This is a genomic window from Nocardioides sp. (genome assembly GCF_047607185.1).
Classification (GTDB): Bacteria; Actinomycetota; Actinomycetes; order Propionibacteriales; family Nocardioidaceae; genus Nocardioides.
The window spans coordinates 1-14,702 of sequence record NZ_JASGDQ010000105.1; the positions used below are offsets into that span (position 1 = coordinate 1).

At 70.2% G+C, this 14,702-nt stretch carries 17 protein-coding genes and 2 tRNA genes; 15 read left to right on the forward strand and 4 right to left on the reverse strand.

All coding sequences use genetic code 11. The features are described 5' to 3' along the window. Positions 1-225: 225 nt before the first annotated feature. Entirely contained in the window at positions 226-501 is a 276-nt protein-coding gene (locus QM595_RS11965; protein ID WP_415171798.1) for a pyridoxamine 5'-phosphate oxidase family protein, read from the forward strand. A gap of 23 nt (positions 502-524) precedes the next feature. Further along, entirely contained in the window at positions 525-806 is a 282-nt protein-coding gene (locus tag QM595_RS11970; protein WP_415171783.1) for a hypothetical protein, read from the forward strand. Positions 807-817: 11 nt separating this feature from the next. Here the strand turns inward: QM595_RS11970 and QM595_RS11975 are convergent, their stop codons facing one another. Both QM595_RS11975 and QM595_RS11980 read right to left on the reverse strand, forming a co-directional pair. Further along, a complete protein-coding gene (locus tag QM595_RS11975) occupies positions 818-1,612 on the reverse strand; it encodes a 3-methyladenine DNA glycosylase (protein WP_415171784.1) in 795 nt (264 codons plus the stop codon). Between the two features lie 124 nt (positions 1,613-1,736). Beyond that, positions 1,737-2,087, reverse strand: a complete 351-nt coding sequence (locus tag QM595_RS11980; RefSeq protein WP_415171785.1) for a hypothetical protein — start codon at positions 2,085-2,087, stop codon at positions 1,737-1,739. A gap of 117 nt (positions 2,088-2,204) precedes the next feature. Between QM595_RS11980 and QM595_RS11985 the strand changes: the two genes are divergently transcribed. The 8 genes from QM595_RS11985 to QM595_RS12020 all read left to right on the forward strand — a co-directional run bounded on the left by QM595_RS11985 (position 2,205) and on the right by QM595_RS12020 (position 8,429). Next, positions 2,205-2,780 (forward strand): helix-turn-helix transcriptional regulator, encoded by a 576-nt coding sequence (locus QM595_RS11985; protein WP_415171786.1) that lies wholly within the window; start codon positions 2,205-2,207, stop codon positions 2,778-2,780. Between the two features lie 84 nt (positions 2,781-2,864). Continuing rightward, positions 2,865-3,704 (forward strand): fumarylacetoacetate hydrolase family protein, encoded by an 840-nt coding sequence (locus QM595_RS11990; RefSeq protein WP_415171787.1) that lies wholly within the window; start codon positions 2,865-2,867, stop codon positions 3,702-3,704. Then, complete coding sequence (gene gltX / locus QM595_RS11995; protein WP_415171788.1) at positions 3,701-5,158, forward strand: glutamate--tRNA ligase; 1,458 nt, start codon at positions 3,701-3,703, stop codon at positions 5,156-5,158. The genes QM595_RS11990 and gltX overlap by 4 nt, the downstream gene beginning before the upstream one ends. Next, positions 5,158-6,087 (forward strand): lysostaphin resistance A-like protein, encoded by a 930-nt coding sequence (locus tag QM595_RS12000; RefSeq protein ID WP_415171799.1) that lies wholly within the window; start codon positions 5,158-5,160, stop codon positions 6,085-6,087. Before gltX ends, QM595_RS12000 begins: the two co-directional genes overlap by 1 nt. A 44-nt stretch (positions 6,088-6,131) precedes the next feature. Beyond that, positions 6,132-6,203 (forward strand) — tRNA-Gln (locus QM595_RS12005). 87 nt (positions 6,204-6,290) lie between these two features. After that, positions 6,291-6,366: transfer RNA gene (locus tag QM595_RS12010), tRNA-Glu, on the forward strand. Between the two features lie 118 nt (positions 6,367-6,484). Beyond that, on the forward strand, positions 6,485-7,948 hold the full coding sequence (locus QM595_RS12015) for an AlkA N-terminal domain-containing protein (protein WP_415171789.1): 1,464 nt from the start codon (positions 6,485-6,487) through the stop codon (positions 7,946-7,948). 1 nt (position 7,949) lies between these two features. After that, positions 7,950-8,429: a methylated-DNA--[protein]-cysteine S-methyltransferase gene (locus QM595_RS12020; protein ID WP_415171790.1), complete on the forward strand. Its 480-nt coding sequence runs from the start codon at positions 7,950-7,952 to the stop codon at positions 8,427-8,429. 158 nt (positions 8,430-8,587) lie between these two features. On the opposite strand, the gene QM595_RS12025 is transcribed toward QM595_RS12020, so the two are convergent. Beyond that, positions 8,588-9,307: an IclR family transcriptional regulator gene (locus tag QM595_RS12025; RefSeq protein ID WP_415171791.1), complete on the reverse strand. Its 720-nt coding sequence runs from the start codon at positions 9,305-9,307 to the stop codon at positions 8,588-8,590. A gap of 77 nt (positions 9,308-9,384) precedes the next feature. On the opposite strand from QM595_RS12025, the gene leuC reads away from it, so the two are divergent. The 3 genes from leuC to QM595_RS12040 all read left to right on the forward strand — a co-directional run bounded on the left by leuC (position 9,385) and on the right by QM595_RS12040 (position 12,128). Further along, positions 9,385-10,797, forward strand: coding sequence for a 3-isopropylmalate dehydratase large subunit (leuC, locus tag QM595_RS12030; RefSeq protein WP_415171792.1), 1,413 nt, complete (start codon positions 9,385-9,387; stop codon positions 10,795-10,797). A 9-nt stretch (positions 10,798-10,806) separates the two neighbouring features. Next, on the forward strand, positions 10,807-11,412 hold the full coding sequence (gene leuD / locus QM595_RS12035; protein WP_415171793.1) for a 3-isopropylmalate dehydratase small subunit: 606 nt from the start codon (positions 10,807-10,809) through the stop codon (positions 11,410-11,412). Positions 11,413-11,582: 170 nt separating this feature from the next. Then, positions 11,583-12,128, forward strand: a complete 546-nt coding sequence (locus QM595_RS12040) for an HU family DNA-binding protein (protein WP_415171794.1) — start codon at positions 11,583-11,585, stop codon at positions 12,126-12,128. Between the two features lie 71 nt (positions 12,129-12,199). Here the strand turns inward: QM595_RS12040 and cofC are convergent, their stop codons facing one another. Next, positions 12,200-12,838, reverse strand: a complete 639-nt coding sequence (cofC, locus tag QM595_RS12045; protein ID WP_415171795.1) for a 2-phospho-L-lactate guanylyltransferase — start codon at positions 12,836-12,838, stop codon at positions 12,200-12,202. Positions 12,839-12,952: 114 nt separating this feature from the next. On the opposite strand from cofC, the gene QM595_RS12050 reads away from it, so the two are divergent. Then, positions 12,953-13,639: a lysophospholipid acyltransferase family protein gene (locus tag QM595_RS12050; RefSeq protein ID WP_415171796.1), complete on the forward strand. Its 687-nt coding sequence runs from the start codon at positions 12,953-12,955 to the stop codon at positions 13,637-13,639. Beyond that, a complete protein-coding gene (locus QM595_RS12055; RefSeq protein ID WP_415171797.1) occupies positions 13,636-14,634 on the forward strand; it encodes an NAD(P)H-dependent glycerol-3-phosphate dehydrogenase in 999 nt (332 codons plus the stop codon). The genes QM595_RS12050 and QM595_RS12055 overlap by 4 nt, the downstream gene beginning before the upstream one ends. Positions 14,635-14,702 lie beyond the last annotated feature (68 nt).

Consider the following 14,702-nt stretch of genomic DNA (forward strand, 5'->3'; position numbering starts at 1 on the left):
GCTGGAGTCGTTGTGTGAGAACTCCAATCCCAGCCCCACAAGCCCCATCCGTCACAGACGCCACGCCGGTCACACCGCCACGTTTCCCCAGGTCACAACGCCATCAGTCGACCTTTCCGGCGCCCTGGTGCACTGCCGAGCATCGTCGGGCGACCGCCGACGTTCGATCCCGCGACCGCACCTGACAGACCCGGGGACCTCCTCGTCCAGTGGCTGCTCGCCGCGATCGAGGCCGGCGCCCCGGAGCCGCACGCCGTGACCCTGTCCACGGCCAACTCCGATGGTCCGGACGCGCGGGTCCTCCTCCTCAAGGACGTGGCGCCGGAAGACACCTGCTCCTTCGCGACCAGCAACGAGTCGGCCAAGGGGAAGCCGGGCACGCGGCACCAGTGCCATGGCCGTCGCGTTGGCCGGTCGGCAGAGCACGCCAACCCAATCCGAGGTCGATTGCCTCGACAGGATCGCCGCGGCGACCAACCTGCTGGCGGACGCCGACGGTGAGCCTGGCTGCGAGAATCGGGGCCATGTCCGAGCGCAAGCAGTTCAACACCTCCCTGACCGAGCCGGCGCGTCAGCGGCTGGCCACGTTGGCTGAGCAGCGCGGCGTCTCCCGCGACTCGCTCGTCGAGGAGATCCTGCGCGGCTACGCCGCAGGCGACCCGACGGTGCAGCGCGAGGACTGGGTTCGGGTGCCGTTCCGGATCGACGCCGACGTGCTCACCGCCGCGCAAACCGAGGCGAAGCGGCGTGGCGAGAAGCTCTCCGAGGCGCTCCGTCAGCGCATCGACGCGCTCTTCGAGGCGTAGGTCGACTCGGGTCAGCGGCCGGCCAGCAGCCGATCGCACTCCTCGATCAGCCGCCGTCGGATCGGAGCGGCGCTCTCGGCGAAGCGACGCTGGAGGGCGGCGTACTCCTGCTTGCCGGCGGGTGTCTCGACCCGGATCGGCGTCCAGGGCTCGCCGGTCGGGTCGAGGGTGGTGCCGGTCAGGTCGTAGGGCGCAGCGCGCATGTCGAGGATCCGGATGTCCCAGGCCAGCTCGAACGCATCCGCGACCAGGTCCGAGCAGATCAGCGGCGAGAGCCGGAAGGCGTGCTTGTAGAGGTCCATATTGCCGTGCAGGCAGCCGGGCTGCTCGAAGTCGGGCCGATCGCCGGCCGCAGGGGAGTGGGCGTTGCGCGGGATCGCGTCGGGTGTGAAGAACCGGAAGGCGTCGAAGTGGGAGCACTGCAGCCGGTGTGACTCGACCACGACGTCGGTGGCGGCGGCCCCGAGCCGGAGCGGGACCGGGTGGCGGGTCTCCTCGGCCCGGTAGACCATCGCCCACTCGTGCATCCCGAAGCAGCCGAAGTTGCCCTCGCGAGAGGCGGTGGCGGCCAGCAGCCGGCGCAGCGCCGTCACCAGCGGCCGCTTCTGCGAAGGCAGCGTGTCCGAGCCGGGCTCCCAGCGCAGCAGCTGGGCTGGCCGGAAGGAGTAGTAGGAGAACATGAAGTCGTGGACCGGGTGCTTGATGCCCTCCCGGCGCCGCTCCAAGTGGGGCCCGACGTACGGCAGGAGTCGACCACGATAGTCGGCGGTTCGGGCCTTCCAGTCCTCGCGCTCCAGCTCTTCCATGACTTCTCAGCCTAACGCCGGAGATCGGCCGGCGCCCCCGAGACCGCTATGCGCGGATGTGATGAAATGGCCATCACCCCGGACCAACTGAACCTTGGTCCGGGGTGATCTACGTGTGCCGGCGTTAGCAGCGGGCTGCCATGTAGCCTTGTGACATCCACGGTCGGACATCCAGTACGAAGGCGGAGCAGTAGCCCTTGGCGGCGTATTGCCTGGCGATCCACCGGTGGACCGTAACCGCCGCGCTGAGCACGATCCGCAGCGGACCCGGCACCCAGGCCGGAGTTTTGATGCCGCGACCCTGCCCCATCGCCTTGGTCTCCGCCTTGTTCAGCTTGACGGTGCAGCGGCCATTCGAGCAGTTGCCCGTGACCGCCTCCGCCTTGGGCGGGGCCATGACCAGCAGTCCCACCGAGAACAGCGTCGCGAGGATCGCGAGCACGATCCCTTTGCGCTGGATACTTCGAACTTCCATCTTCTTTTCCTTTCTGGTGGGTTGAACATCGCTTTGATTGAGGCGATGTGTTCAACTTGTAAGTAGGTTACGCGTTCAACTGAACACTGTCAACAAGTGAAACGGAGTGTTCAAGATATGGCGCTGGACGACGAAGGTCGACGGCGTGCCGCCGCGACGAAGCGGGAGCGCACTCTGGAGCGGATTGACGACGCTGTCGAGCGCCTGCTGGACAACGGCGTAGCGCCCTACGACTTGAACATGCGTCAGGTCGCCCGCGAGGCCGAGGTGTCGCCGGCGACGCTCTACCGGTACTACGACGACATGCCGACGTTGCTCCAACGCGCACGTGACAAGCCCAGCATCGCCAGAAGGATCGGCGAGTACCTCGGATTGCTCGAGGACCGCTCGACGGGACGTGAAGACCCGGAGCAGATGTCGTTGCGGACCGTCGATTCCGACGACCTCGGTCTCGCGATCTTCCGCTACGACGAAGGCAGGAACGGTGACCAGGTGACCCTGTCGGCTCGCGAGGTGCGGTTGCTGTTGCTGTTGGCCGAGGGCTGGTCGACCGATCGGGTCGCCGAGGAGATGCAGATCTCGGCTGGTACCGCGCGCTCGATCCTGAGAATGATTCGGGAAAAGATGCGCGAGGAGCCACGAACCGAGCACGATGAGGGGTTGGATCTCGCCGGCCTCGACCAAGTCGAGTAGCTCCCGCCCGGCCCCAGGACCTGAATCACCTTCGCCGAGGCGGTCGCCCGCCTGGTCGCACCCTGGCCCGGATAGGGTTTGACGGTGCGCATCGCGAGGTTCTCCATCGACGTCCCCGGCGGCCAGAGCGACCCCGCCTACGGGGTGCTGAGCGGCGAGGTCGACGACTACGGGCAGCCGGCCGAGGACGCAGTCGTGGTCGGCCTGGCCGGCGACCCGCTCTACGCCGGCGTCAAGCCGCTCGACCAGACCTTCCCGATCGGCGAGGTCCGGCTGCTGGCGCCGGTGCTGCCGCGCAGCAAGGTGGTCGCCATCGGCAAGAACTACGCCGACCACGTGGCCGAGATGAAGGGTGTCACCGGCGGTGACACGCCGACCGAGCCGCTGTTGTTCCTCAAGCCGAACACCTCGGTGATCGGCCCCGGCGACACCATCGTCAAGCCGGTCCAGACCGACAACCTGCACTACGAGGGCGAGCTGGCCGTCGTGATCGGCCGGATCTGCCGCGACGTACCGCCCGAGAAGGCGGCCGACGTGGTCTACGGGCTCACCGTCGCCAATGACGTGACCGCGCGCGACCTGCAGGTCAAGGACGGCCAGTGGAGCCGGGCGAAGGGGTTCGACACCTTCTGCCCGCTCGGCCCGTGGATCGAGACCGAGCTGTCCCTCGACGACGTCAGGGACGGGCTGCGACTGCAGACCTTCCGCAACGGCGACGTTGTCCAGGACGGCTCGACCAGGGACCTCATCTTCGACATCCCCACCCTGATCGCCCACGTCACCAGCGTGATGACGCTGCTGCCCGGCGACGTGATCCTGACCGGCACGCCGTCCGGCGTCGGTCCGATGGAGCCCGGCGACGAGGTGGAGGTCGTGGTCGAGGGCATCGGTGCCCTCACGAACAAGGTAGGAGCACGCGCATGACCGTCCGGGTGAGGATGGCCCCCAGCCCGACCGGCAGCCCACACGTCGGCATGATCCGCACGGCCCTCTTCAACTGGGCCTTCGCGCGCCACCACGGCGGCACGTTCGTCTTCCGCATCGAGGACACCGACAAGGAGCGCTCCACGCAGGAGTCGCTCGACGCGATCATCGACCTGATGCGCTGGCTCGGCCTCGACTGGGACGAGGGCCCGGAGGTGGGCGGCCCGTACGCGCCGTACTTCCAGAGTGAGCGCGGCGACCGCTACGCCGACGCCCTCGCCCGGCTGCTCGACGGTGGCTATGCCTACCGCTGCTACTGCACGGCCGAGGAGGTCAAGGAGCGCACCAAGGGCGCCAAGGTCCAGGGGTACGACGGCCACTGCCGTGACCTGAGCGCCGACCAGGTCGCCGCCTTCGAGGCCGAGGGCCGGCCGGGCGTGCCGCGCTTCCGGATGCCGGAGGGCTCGATCACCTGGCAGGACCTGGTCCGCGGCGAGATCACGTTCGAGACCCAGTTCGTCCCGGACTACGCGCTGGCGCGCGCCAGCGGCGACCCGCTCTACACGTTGGTCAACCCGGTCGACGACGCCGCGATGAGGATCACCCACGTGCTGCGCGGCGAGGACCTGCTGTCGAGCACGCCCCGGCAGATCGCCCTCTACGACGCGCTCAAGGAGCTCGGCATCGCCGAGCAGACCCCCGAGTTCGGCCACCTGCCCTACGTCATGGGCGAGGGCAACAAGAAGCTCTCCAAGCGCGACCCGGAGGCGCACGCGCTGGCCTATCGCGACCAGGGCTATCTCCCCGAGGGCCTGCTCAACTACCTCGCGCTGCTGGGCTGGGCGATCGCCGCGGACCGCGACGTCTTCTCGATGGAGGAGATGGTGGCGGCGTTCGACATTCGCGACGTCAACCCCAACCCGGCCCGCTTCGACCTCAAGAAGTGCGACGCCATCAACGCCGCCCACATGCGGCTGCTCTCCGTCGAGGAGATCACCAACCGGGCGCTGCCCTACCTCAAGCGCGACGGCGTGCTCACCGACCCGGTCTCGCCCGCCGACCAGCAGTTGCTGGAGCTGGCCATGCCGTTCGTCGCCGAGCGGATCAACAAGCTCACCGAGGCCTCGGCCATGCTGGGCTTCCTCTTCGTCGAGGAGGCCGACTTCACGCTGGACGCCGAGGACCGCGCCAAGCTGGTCGAGACCGACGACGGCCAGGCGGCCGTCCAGGCGGCGTACGACGCGCTGCGCAGTTGCGAGCCGTGGTCCGCGGCCGCCATCTCCGACGCGCTGACCACCGCCCTGGTCGAGGAGATGGGCCTCAAGCCGCGGGTGGCGTTCGGGCCGGTGCGGGTCGCGGTCACGGGCAGGCGGGTGAGCCCGCCGCTGTTCGAGTCGCTGGAGCTGCTCGGCCGGCAGCGCTCACTCGGGCGGCTGCTCGCCGTCCTGTCGTGATGACACCGGGGCTCGCCTACCAAGAGCTGCACCGAGGGGGCAGCGCCAGTTGGTGGCGGGCCCTGCTCGGCGTCGTCACCGAGTTCCTGCTGTTCTTCCTCGTCCCGCTCGGCATGTCGATCCCCGTCATTGTCTGGCTGCTGGTGCGCGGCCTCGACCAGGACGGGGTGACGACGTGGCTGTCGTTCGACCCGGTGACGCCCGGCAACCTGGCGTTCCTCAACCTGACCCTGGCCGCGATGATCCCGGTCACCATGCTGGTGACCTTCCTGTGCCACGGCTGGCTCAAGCCCGGCTGGATCGCCTCGGTCGCGGGCCGGATCCGGTGGCGGTGGCTGGCCGTGTGCCTCGGGCTGGCCGTGGTCGCCCTCGTCGCGACCCTGGTGGTCTCGGTAGTGCTGCCCAGCGGCGGCGACGACCTCGGCGGCTCGGTCAACGAGTGGACCTCGCGCTCGTGGGAGTTCCTGCTGGTGATCCTGCTGCTGACACCGCTGCAGGCGGTGGGGGAGGAGTACGTCTTCCGCGGCTACCTCACCCAGGCCGTCGGAGGTGTCACCCGCGGCCGTTGGCTGGCGGTGCTGGTGCCGGCGCTCATCTTCGCGCTGGCGCACGGCACGCAGTCGGCTCCGGTCTTCATCGACCGCTTCGCCTTCGGCCTCGTCGCCGGTGTCCTGGTGATCATGACCGGCGGCCTCGAGGCGGGCATCGCCATGCATGTGCTCAACAACCTGCTGGCGTTCGGTCTCGCGCTCTTCTTCGGCGACCTGACCGAGACGCTGCAGGCCGACGGCGGCAGCTGGTGGATGATCCCCGCGACGCTGACTCAGTCGCTGGTCTATCTGGGCCTCGCCGGGTACGCCGCCCGGCGCCTCGGCATCGCGCGTCGTACCGCCGACACCGTTTTGGTCGCCTCCGCTGCCCCCGTGTAGTGTTCTCCACCGGTCCGGAAGCCCTCAGGGCGACCTCGGATCGATGGCCTATGGTGTAATTGGCAACACGACTGATTCTGGTTCAGTTATTCTAGGTTCGAGTCCTAGTAGGCCAGCGGATCCCCGTCAGGAGGCGGGGATTTGGTGTGAAACCGGCTGTTTGGCTAGTGTTTCGCAAGTTGTCCGAGGACGACACCGTGCAAGCCCCCGTTGTGTAGCGGCCTAGCACGCCTGCCTCTCACGCAGGTAGCGCCGGTTCGAATCCGGTCGGGGGTACCACGCGCACCGGGCTCGGGTCTCGGGGTCGGGGAACTCCGCCGCGGCGTTGACGAAGGCGCGCGCAGGCCGTGTCCGATTTCCGCCAGAGTCGACCAGTGGCCTCGGGCAGGATGAAGGCATGTCACTCGACGCCGAGATCTGCTATCGGGCGGTGCGCAGCCGCGACCGACGGTTCGACGGCGTCTTCTTCACCGCCGTGCACACTACCGGCATCTACTGCCGGCCCTCCTGCCCGGCGCGCACTCCCGCGTTCGCCAATGTCACCTTCCACCCCAGCGCGGCGGCCGCGCAGGCCGCCGGCTACCGGGCCTGCAAGCGCTGCCTGCCCGACGCCATGCCGGGCAGTCCGGAGTGGGACGTCGCGGCGACGGTCGCCGGCCGGGCCATGCGGCTCATCGCCGACGGCGTCGTCGACCGCGACGGTGTCGACGGCCTCGCCCGACGGGTCGGCTACACGCCGCGTCACCTCACCCGGCTGCTCACCGCGGAGCTCGGCGCCGGACCGCTCGCGCTGGCGCGGGCCCGGCGCGCTCAGACCGCCCGGGTGCTGATCGAGACCACCTCGCTGTCCTTCGCCGAGGTCGCGTTCGCGGCCGGCTTCGCCAGCGTCAGACAGTTCAACGAGACGATCCGCGAGGTCTACGACGCCACGCCGTCGGCGCTGCGGGGCAGCCGCGGCCAACGCTCCGCCGCGGGCAGCATCACCATGCGGCTCGCCGTGCGCACGCCGTTCGCCGGCCGCGCGCTGCACCGCTTCCTCGCCGACCACGCCGTTGCCGGCCTCGAGATCGCCGAGGAGGACGGCTACGCCCGCACCCTCGACCTGCCGCACGGACCAGGCACGGTGCGGCTGATGCTGGCCGACCTGTCCGGGCCCGGCACCGCCTTCGTCGAGGCGGCCTTCGCGCTCACCGACCTCCGTGACACCGCGGCGGCGGTCGAGCGGGCCCGTCGGCTGCTCGACGCCGACTGCGATCCGGTGGCCGTCGATGCCGCTTTGATCGGCGATCCGGCGCTGCGCGATCTGGTGAGGCGCACGCCCGGGCTCCGCGTCGCTGGCACCGTCGACGGCGACGAGCTCGCCGTCCGTACCGTGGTCGGGCAGCGCTGGCTGGGCGGCAGGGGGAGCGTCGCCGGCGCCCGTACCGTCCTGGGTCGGCTGGTAGCGACCCACGGCACCCCCGTCGAGACCGGGACTACGGGCCTCACCCACCTCTTCCCACGCGCCGCGACGCTGGCCGGGATCGACCCCGAGACACTGCCGATGCCGCGGGCTCGCGGTCGGGCCATCGCCGGGCTCGCGGCGGCGCTGGCCGGCGGCGACATCGCGCTCGACCGGGGCGCCGACCGGGCCGACGTACGTGCCGGCCTGCTGGCGCTGCCCGGCATCGGGCCGTGGGCGGCCGACTACATCGCACTGCGCGCGCTGGGCGACCCCGACGTCTTCCTGCCCACCGACATCGGGGTACGGCGCGCGCTGGCCGCCGTCGCCACCCCGACCGATCCCGTCCTGGCGACGGAGCGCTGGCGTCCCTGGCGCTCCTACGCCCTCATGCACCTATGGCACAGTCTGGAGAACTGACATGTGGACCGTCATCGACTCACCCGTCGGCGAACTGCGGCTCGTCGAGCATCACGGCGCGATCACCGCGATCGAGTTCTCGCCGTTCCGCAACGACACCGGCCGGCCGCTGGGCGGGCGCGACGACGCGCATCCGGTGCTGGTCGAGTGCGCCCGGCAGCTCGGCGCCTACTTCGTCGGCGAGCTGACCGAGTTCGACCTGCCGCTCGACCCCGGTGGCACCGACTTCCAGCGCCGGGTCTGGGCGGAGCTGCTCGAGGTCAAGCACGGCGAGACGGCGACGTACGGCGAGATCGCCCACCGGCTCGGCATGACCGCCGCCGCCTCCCGGGCTGTCGGCCTCGCCAACGGTCGCAACCCGGTCCCGATCGTGATCCCGTGCCATCGCATCATCGGCTCCAATGGCTCCCTCACCGGCTATGCCGGCGGCCTGGAGCGCAAGCAGGTGCTGTTGAACCTGGAGACCGACTCCCTCTTCTAGCCGAGAGGTCTGTGATGGCCCGCCGAGAGGTCTGTGATGGCCCGCCGAGAGGTCTGTGATTGCCCGTCCAGGGGATCTCTGGACATCCGGCGCGGCAGATTGGGACCTCTCGAGGGGCCAAAAGAGACTTCTCGGCTGCGGGGGGAGAGGGGCGGGGGCTACTCGGCCGCGCGGCGCAGCGACTCCGAGAGTCGCTCGGCGGCGGCGAGCACTGCCGGGGCGTGCATCCGGCCGGGCTGTCGGGAGAGCCGCTCCAGCGGGCCGGAGACGGAGACGGCGGCGATCACCTTCCCGCCGGGGGAGCGGACCGGGGCCGAGACCGAGGCCACGCCGGGCTCGCGCTCGCCGATCGACTGTGCCCAGCCGCGGCGGCGGATGCCGGAGAGCGCGGCCGCGGAGAAGGCGGCGTTCTGCAGGCCCCGGTGCATCCGCTCGGGGTCCTCCCAGGCGAGCAGCACCTGCGCCGCCGAGCCGGCGCGCATCGTCAACTGGGAGCCGACCGGGATGGTGTCGCGCAGACCGGAGGGGCGCTCGGCCGCGGCCACGCACACCCGGGCGTCGCCCTGGCGGCGCCACAGCTGCGCGGACTCGCCGGTGATGTCGCGCAGCCGGGCCAGCACCGGGCCGGCGGTGGCGAGCAGCCGGTCCTCGCCGGCGGCCGCGGCGAGCTCGGCGATGCGCGGGCCGAGCACGAACCGGCCCTGCAGGTCGCGAGCCACCAGTCGGTGGTGCTCCAGCGCGACGGCGAGACGATGGGCGGTAGGGCGGGCGAGCCCGGTCGCGGTCACCAGTCCGGCCAGGGTGGCGGGTCCCGACTCCAGCGCCGTCAGCACCAGAGCCGCCTTGTCGAGAACGCCTACCCCGCTGCCGTTATCCATATTGTAAGACTAAATGTCTCATTCCGTGGGATGCAAGCGTATGGTGTGGGAAGCGCGACGAGTGAAGGAGAAGCACGATGGGCAGGACCCTGTCGGAGAAGGTGTGGGACGAGCACGTCGTCCGGTCGACGCCGGGAGAGCCGGACCTCCTCTACATCGATCTCCACCTCATCCATGAGGTGACCAGCCCGCAGGCGTTCGACGGTCTCCGGTTGACCGGCCGCCCGGTCCGTCGCCCCGACCTGACCCTGGCCACCGAGGACCACAACGTCCCGACCGTCGACTGGGACAAGCCGATCGCCGATCCCGTCTCCCGCACCCAGGTCGAGACGCTGCGCAAGAACGCCGAGGAGTTCGGCGTCCGGCTGCACCCGCTCGGCGACGTCGAGCAGGGCATCGTGCATGTGGTCGGCCCGCAGCTCGGCCTCACCCAGCCGGGCATGACGATCGTGTGCGGCGACAGCCACACCTCCACCCACGGCGCCTTCGGCGCGATCGCGTTCGGCATCGGCACCTCCGAGGTCGAGCACGTGCTCGCCACCCAGACGCTGCCGCAGGCCAAGCCGAAGACCATGGCGGTCACGGTCGAGGGCTCGCTGCCGGAGGGCACCACGGCCAAGGACCTGATCCTCGCCCTGATCACCAAGACCGGCACCGGTGGCGGCCAGGGCTATATCGTCGAGTACCGCGGCCAGGCGATCCGCGAGCTCTCCATGGAGGGCCGCATGACGATCTGCAACATGAGCATCGAGTGGGGTGCCAAGGCCGGGCTCATCGCGCCCGACGAGACCACCTTCGCCTACGTCGAGGGTCGCCCGGGCGCCCCGAAGGGGGTGGACTGGGACGCCGCCGTCGCGCACTGGCGCACCCTGGTCACCGACGAGGACGCCGTCTTCGACAAGGAGATCGTGCTCGACGCCGCGGAGATCACCCCGTTCGTCACCTGGGGCACCAACCCCGGTCAGGGCGCCCCGCTGGGCGCGACCATCCCGAGCCCCGCTGACTTCGAGGACGAGCAGGACCGCGTCGCCGCGGAGAAGGCCCTGGCCTACATGGGCCTGGAGGCCGGTACGCCGCTGCGCGAGGTCAAGGTCGACACCGTCTTCATCGGCTCCTGCACCAACGGCCGCATCGAGGACCTGCGTGCCGCCGCCGCCGTACTGAAGGGGCGCAAGGTGGACGAGAACACCCGCCTCCTGGTTGTTCCCGGCTCGGTCAAGGTGCGGATGCAGGCCCAGGACGAGGGCCTCGACATCATCTTCAAGGAGGCCGGCGCGGAATGGCGCGGCGCAGGCTGCTCGATGTGTCTGGGCATGAACCCCGACACGCTGCAGCCGGGCGAGCGCTCGGCCTCGACCTCCAACCGCAACTTCGAGGGACGCCAGGGCAAGGGCGGCCGCACCCACCTGGTCTCGCCGCTGGTCGCCGCCGCCACCGCAGTGCGCGGCACGCTGTCGTCCCCGGCCGACCTCGAGCCCGCGACCGTCTGAGAGGGAGTCATGGAGAAGTTCACCTCGCACACCGGCGTCGGCGTCCCGCTGCGCCGCAGCAATGTCGACACCGACCAGATCATCCCGGCGGTCTACCTCAAGCGGGTGACCCGTAGCGGCTTCGAGGACGGCCTGTTCGCGGCCTGGCGCGGCGACCCCGAGTTCATCCTCAACAACCCGGCCTATGCCAGCGGCACCGTGCTCGTCGCCGGTCCCGACTTCGGCACCGGGTCCTCCCGTGAGCACGCGGTGTGGGCGCTGCAGAACTACGGCTTCAAGGTCGTCATCTCCTCCCGCTTCGGCGACATCTTCCGGGGCAACTCCGGCAAGGCCGGCCTGCTGACCGCGCTGACCGACGAGAAGGTCGTGCAGCGGCTGTGGGACTACCTCGACGACAACCCCGGCGGGGAGATCACTGTCGACCTCGAGGAGCAGACGATCACCACCCCGGGTGCCAGCGACGGGCAGGGCGTCGAGGACGGCTTCGACATCGACGCCTACACCAAGTGGCGGCTCCTCAACGGCCTCGACGACATCGGCATCACGCTCTCCCACGAGGCCGACATCGCGTCCTACGAGGCCAGTCGCCCGGCCTGGAAGCCAGTGACGCTCTGACCCGCGAAAAGGCCCGGATCCCCTGTAGATCCGGGCCTTTTTCGTCGTACGGTGGAAAATTCGGGCTGACCTGCGTGTGGCGGCCTTGCGCTGGCCGGCTCGCTCACTACCGTGCCAACCATACGTCGGGCAGAGAGGCTCGGCGAGATGTGAATCGAAAGGGTCGAGAAGTGAACAAGACTCAGCTCATTGACGCGCTCGCCGCGCGCTTCGACGGCAACAGAAAGGCGGCGGCCCACGCGTTGGAGTCGGTGATCGACACCATCACGCGCGAGGTCGCCAAAGGCGAGAAGGTCGCCATCACCGGCTTCGGCTCGTTCGAGAAGCGACTGCGGCCGGCGCGTACGGTCCGCAACCCGCAGACTGGCGAGGCCATCAAGGCCAAGAAGAAGTCGGTGCCGAAGTTCACCGCCGGTGCCGAACTCAAGGCGGTCGTGTCGGGCGTGAAGAAGCTGCCCAAGCTGACCCTGCCCGCCAGGAAGGCGGCTCCCGTGAAGGTCGCCACCACGAAGACGGCTGCCACGAAGACGGCTGCCACGAAGACGGCTGCCACCAAGGCGGCCACCAGCAAGGCGACCGCCACCAAGGCCGCTGCGAAGAAGACCGCCACGACGGCCGCCAGCAAGGCGGCGCCGGCCGCGAAGAAGACGGCCACCGCCAAGAAGGCCGCTCCGGCCAAGACCACCACGGCGAAGACGGCTGCCAAGAAGGCCTGACTCCCTGACAGTGCGGTGGATCCGAGTCACCTGATGGCTCGGATCCACCGCACTGTCGCGTCCGGGGGCGATCAGAGCAGGTCGAGCTCCGCCACGACGGCGCTGGTCTGCGGCCCGAGTCCCAGTGCCGCGGCGTACCGCAGCCCGTCGAGCTCGTCGACGTCGCGGCGCAGGGAGGCCAGCTCCCCGGCGATCGGCGTGGCGCCGAGCAACTCGTGAGCAGCCCGGGAGCCGGCACCGAAGCGCGGGGCGAAGTCGTCGTGTGGCGCGGTGTAGAGGGTCGTCCCCAGCCCGTCCGCGTCGGCGACGTACGCCGGCGCCTCGGCGCGCACCGAGGCGAGTGCCTCGGACAGGTCGTCCGGACTCAGCGCCGGCAGGTCGCCGAGGAGCGCGACCGGGGTCAGCGCGGGCCAGCGGCGGCGGGCCTCGGCGGCGGCCTGCCGCAGCGTCGCGTTGAGGTCGTCGGTGACGCCGTCCGGAATCGCGGCGCAGCCGAGCGCGACCAGTGCGTGAGAGAAGAGGGCGTCGTCGGTCACCGCCAGGACCGCACCGACCGTCGGGCAGGCCAGGCAGGCGGCCGCGGTGTCGAGGGCGAAGGCCTCGGCGAGTCGTCGCCGCGCGATGGGGTCGAGCGAGGCGAGTCGCGACTTTCCGCGGGCCGGCGGCTTGACGGGCAGCAGCACGACGTGGGTCGCCGTGGGGATCGGCATGGGCACAATCCTGCCGGAGGACCGGTAGCCTCCTGTTTCGTGGGTCACACTCGAAAGCCGACCAAGCCACTGGGACCGATGTATCGCCTCGCCACGATAGTTCTGGAGCCCTTGGTGAAGATCACGACGACGCACGAGTGGATCGACGGGGACAAGATCCCCGCCGAGGGCGGCGTCATCCTGGTGCAGAACCACATCACCCAGATCGACCCGGTCACCTCGGCGCATATCACGCTCAACTACGGCCGCGCCTCGCGCTATCTGGCGAAGGCGAGCCTGTTCAAGAACCGGCTGCTCGGCGGATTCATGCGGGCCGCCGGCCAGATCCCGGTGGAGCGCGACTCGCCCGGCGGGAAGGGCGCCTTCGACGCCGCCGTCGAGGCGGTCAACGCCGGCGAGCTTGTCGTGGTCTACCCCGAGGGCTCGGTGACCAAGGACCCCGACGGCTGGCCGATGGTCGGCAAGACCGGGGCGGCGCGCATTGCGCTGGCGACCGGGGCGCCGGTGATCCCGGTGGGTCAGTGGGGTGCCCAGGAGCTGATGCCGGCCTACGGCAAGCCGCAGCTGCGCGGCGGTCGCAAGCACATCCGGATGAAGGTCGGCGACCCGGTGCCGCTCGAGGACCTGCGCGCCAAGCAGCCGACCCGCGAGGTGGTCGCCGAGGCCACCGACCGGATCATGAAGGCGATCCTGGCGCTGGTCGCCGACGTTCGCGGCGAGGAGCCGCCGCCGGAGCTCTTCGACCCCAGGAAGGCTGGCGTCTCCGCCACCGGCAACCCGAACAAGAAGCCCAAGAAGTGAGCGTCGCCGTCTTCGGCGCTGGCTCCTGGGGCACCGCCTTCTCGCTGGTGCTCGCCGACGCCGGCAACGACGTGACGATCTGGTCGCGCCGCGAGGAGCTGGCGGTCACGATCAACGAGAGCCGGGAGAACGCCGACTACCTGCCCGGCATCGCGCTGCCGCCGGCCATCACCGCGACGCACGACGTCGAGCGGGCTCTGGACGGTGCCGACGTGGTCGTGCTGGCCGTGCCGAGCCAGTCGCTGCGCGAGAACCTCACCGCGTGGGCGCCGTACGTCGCCTCCTCGGCCGTCCTGGTGTCGCTGATGAAGGGCGTCGAGCTCGGCACCCTCGACCGGATGAGCCAGGTGATCGCCGAGGTCACCGGCGCCGGGCCGGAGCGGGTCGCGGTGGTCAGCGGTCCCAACCTGGCCAAGGAGATCGCCCGCCGTGAGCCGGCCGCGTCGGTCGTCGCCTGCGAGGACGAGGACGTCGCCCGGGTGCTGCAGCAGCGGGTGCACAGCCCGGCGTTCCGGCCCTACACCTCCACCGACGTCATCGGCTGCGAGCTCGGCGGTGCCTACAAGAACGTCGTCGCGATCGCGGTCGGGATGGCGGTCGGCCTCGGCTTCGGCGACAACACCACCGCCTCGGTCATCACCCGCGGGCTCGCCGAGACCGCGCGGCTGGCGACCAGGCTCGGCGCCAACCCGCTGACGCTGATGGGGCTGGCCGGCCTCGGCGACCTGGTCGCCACCTGCTCCTCGCCGCTCTCGCGCAACCGCACCTTCGGCGAGAGGCTCGGCCAGGGGATGAGCGTCGAGGAGATCATGGCCTCGACCCACCAGGTGGCCGAGGGCGCCAAGTCGTCGCACTCGCTGCGCGAGCTCGCCGCCCGCAGCGAGGTGGACGCCCCGGTCGCGATCTACGTCGACGAGGTCCTCAACGGACGGCTGACGCCCGAGCAGATGATGGACGACGTCCTCGGCCGACCCACCAAGGCCGAGACCGAGTAGCGCGAGTCGGCAGAAGTGCAGGTCTGAGATCCGCCGAGTCGGCAGAAGTGCAGGGGCTCGGCCTGCAC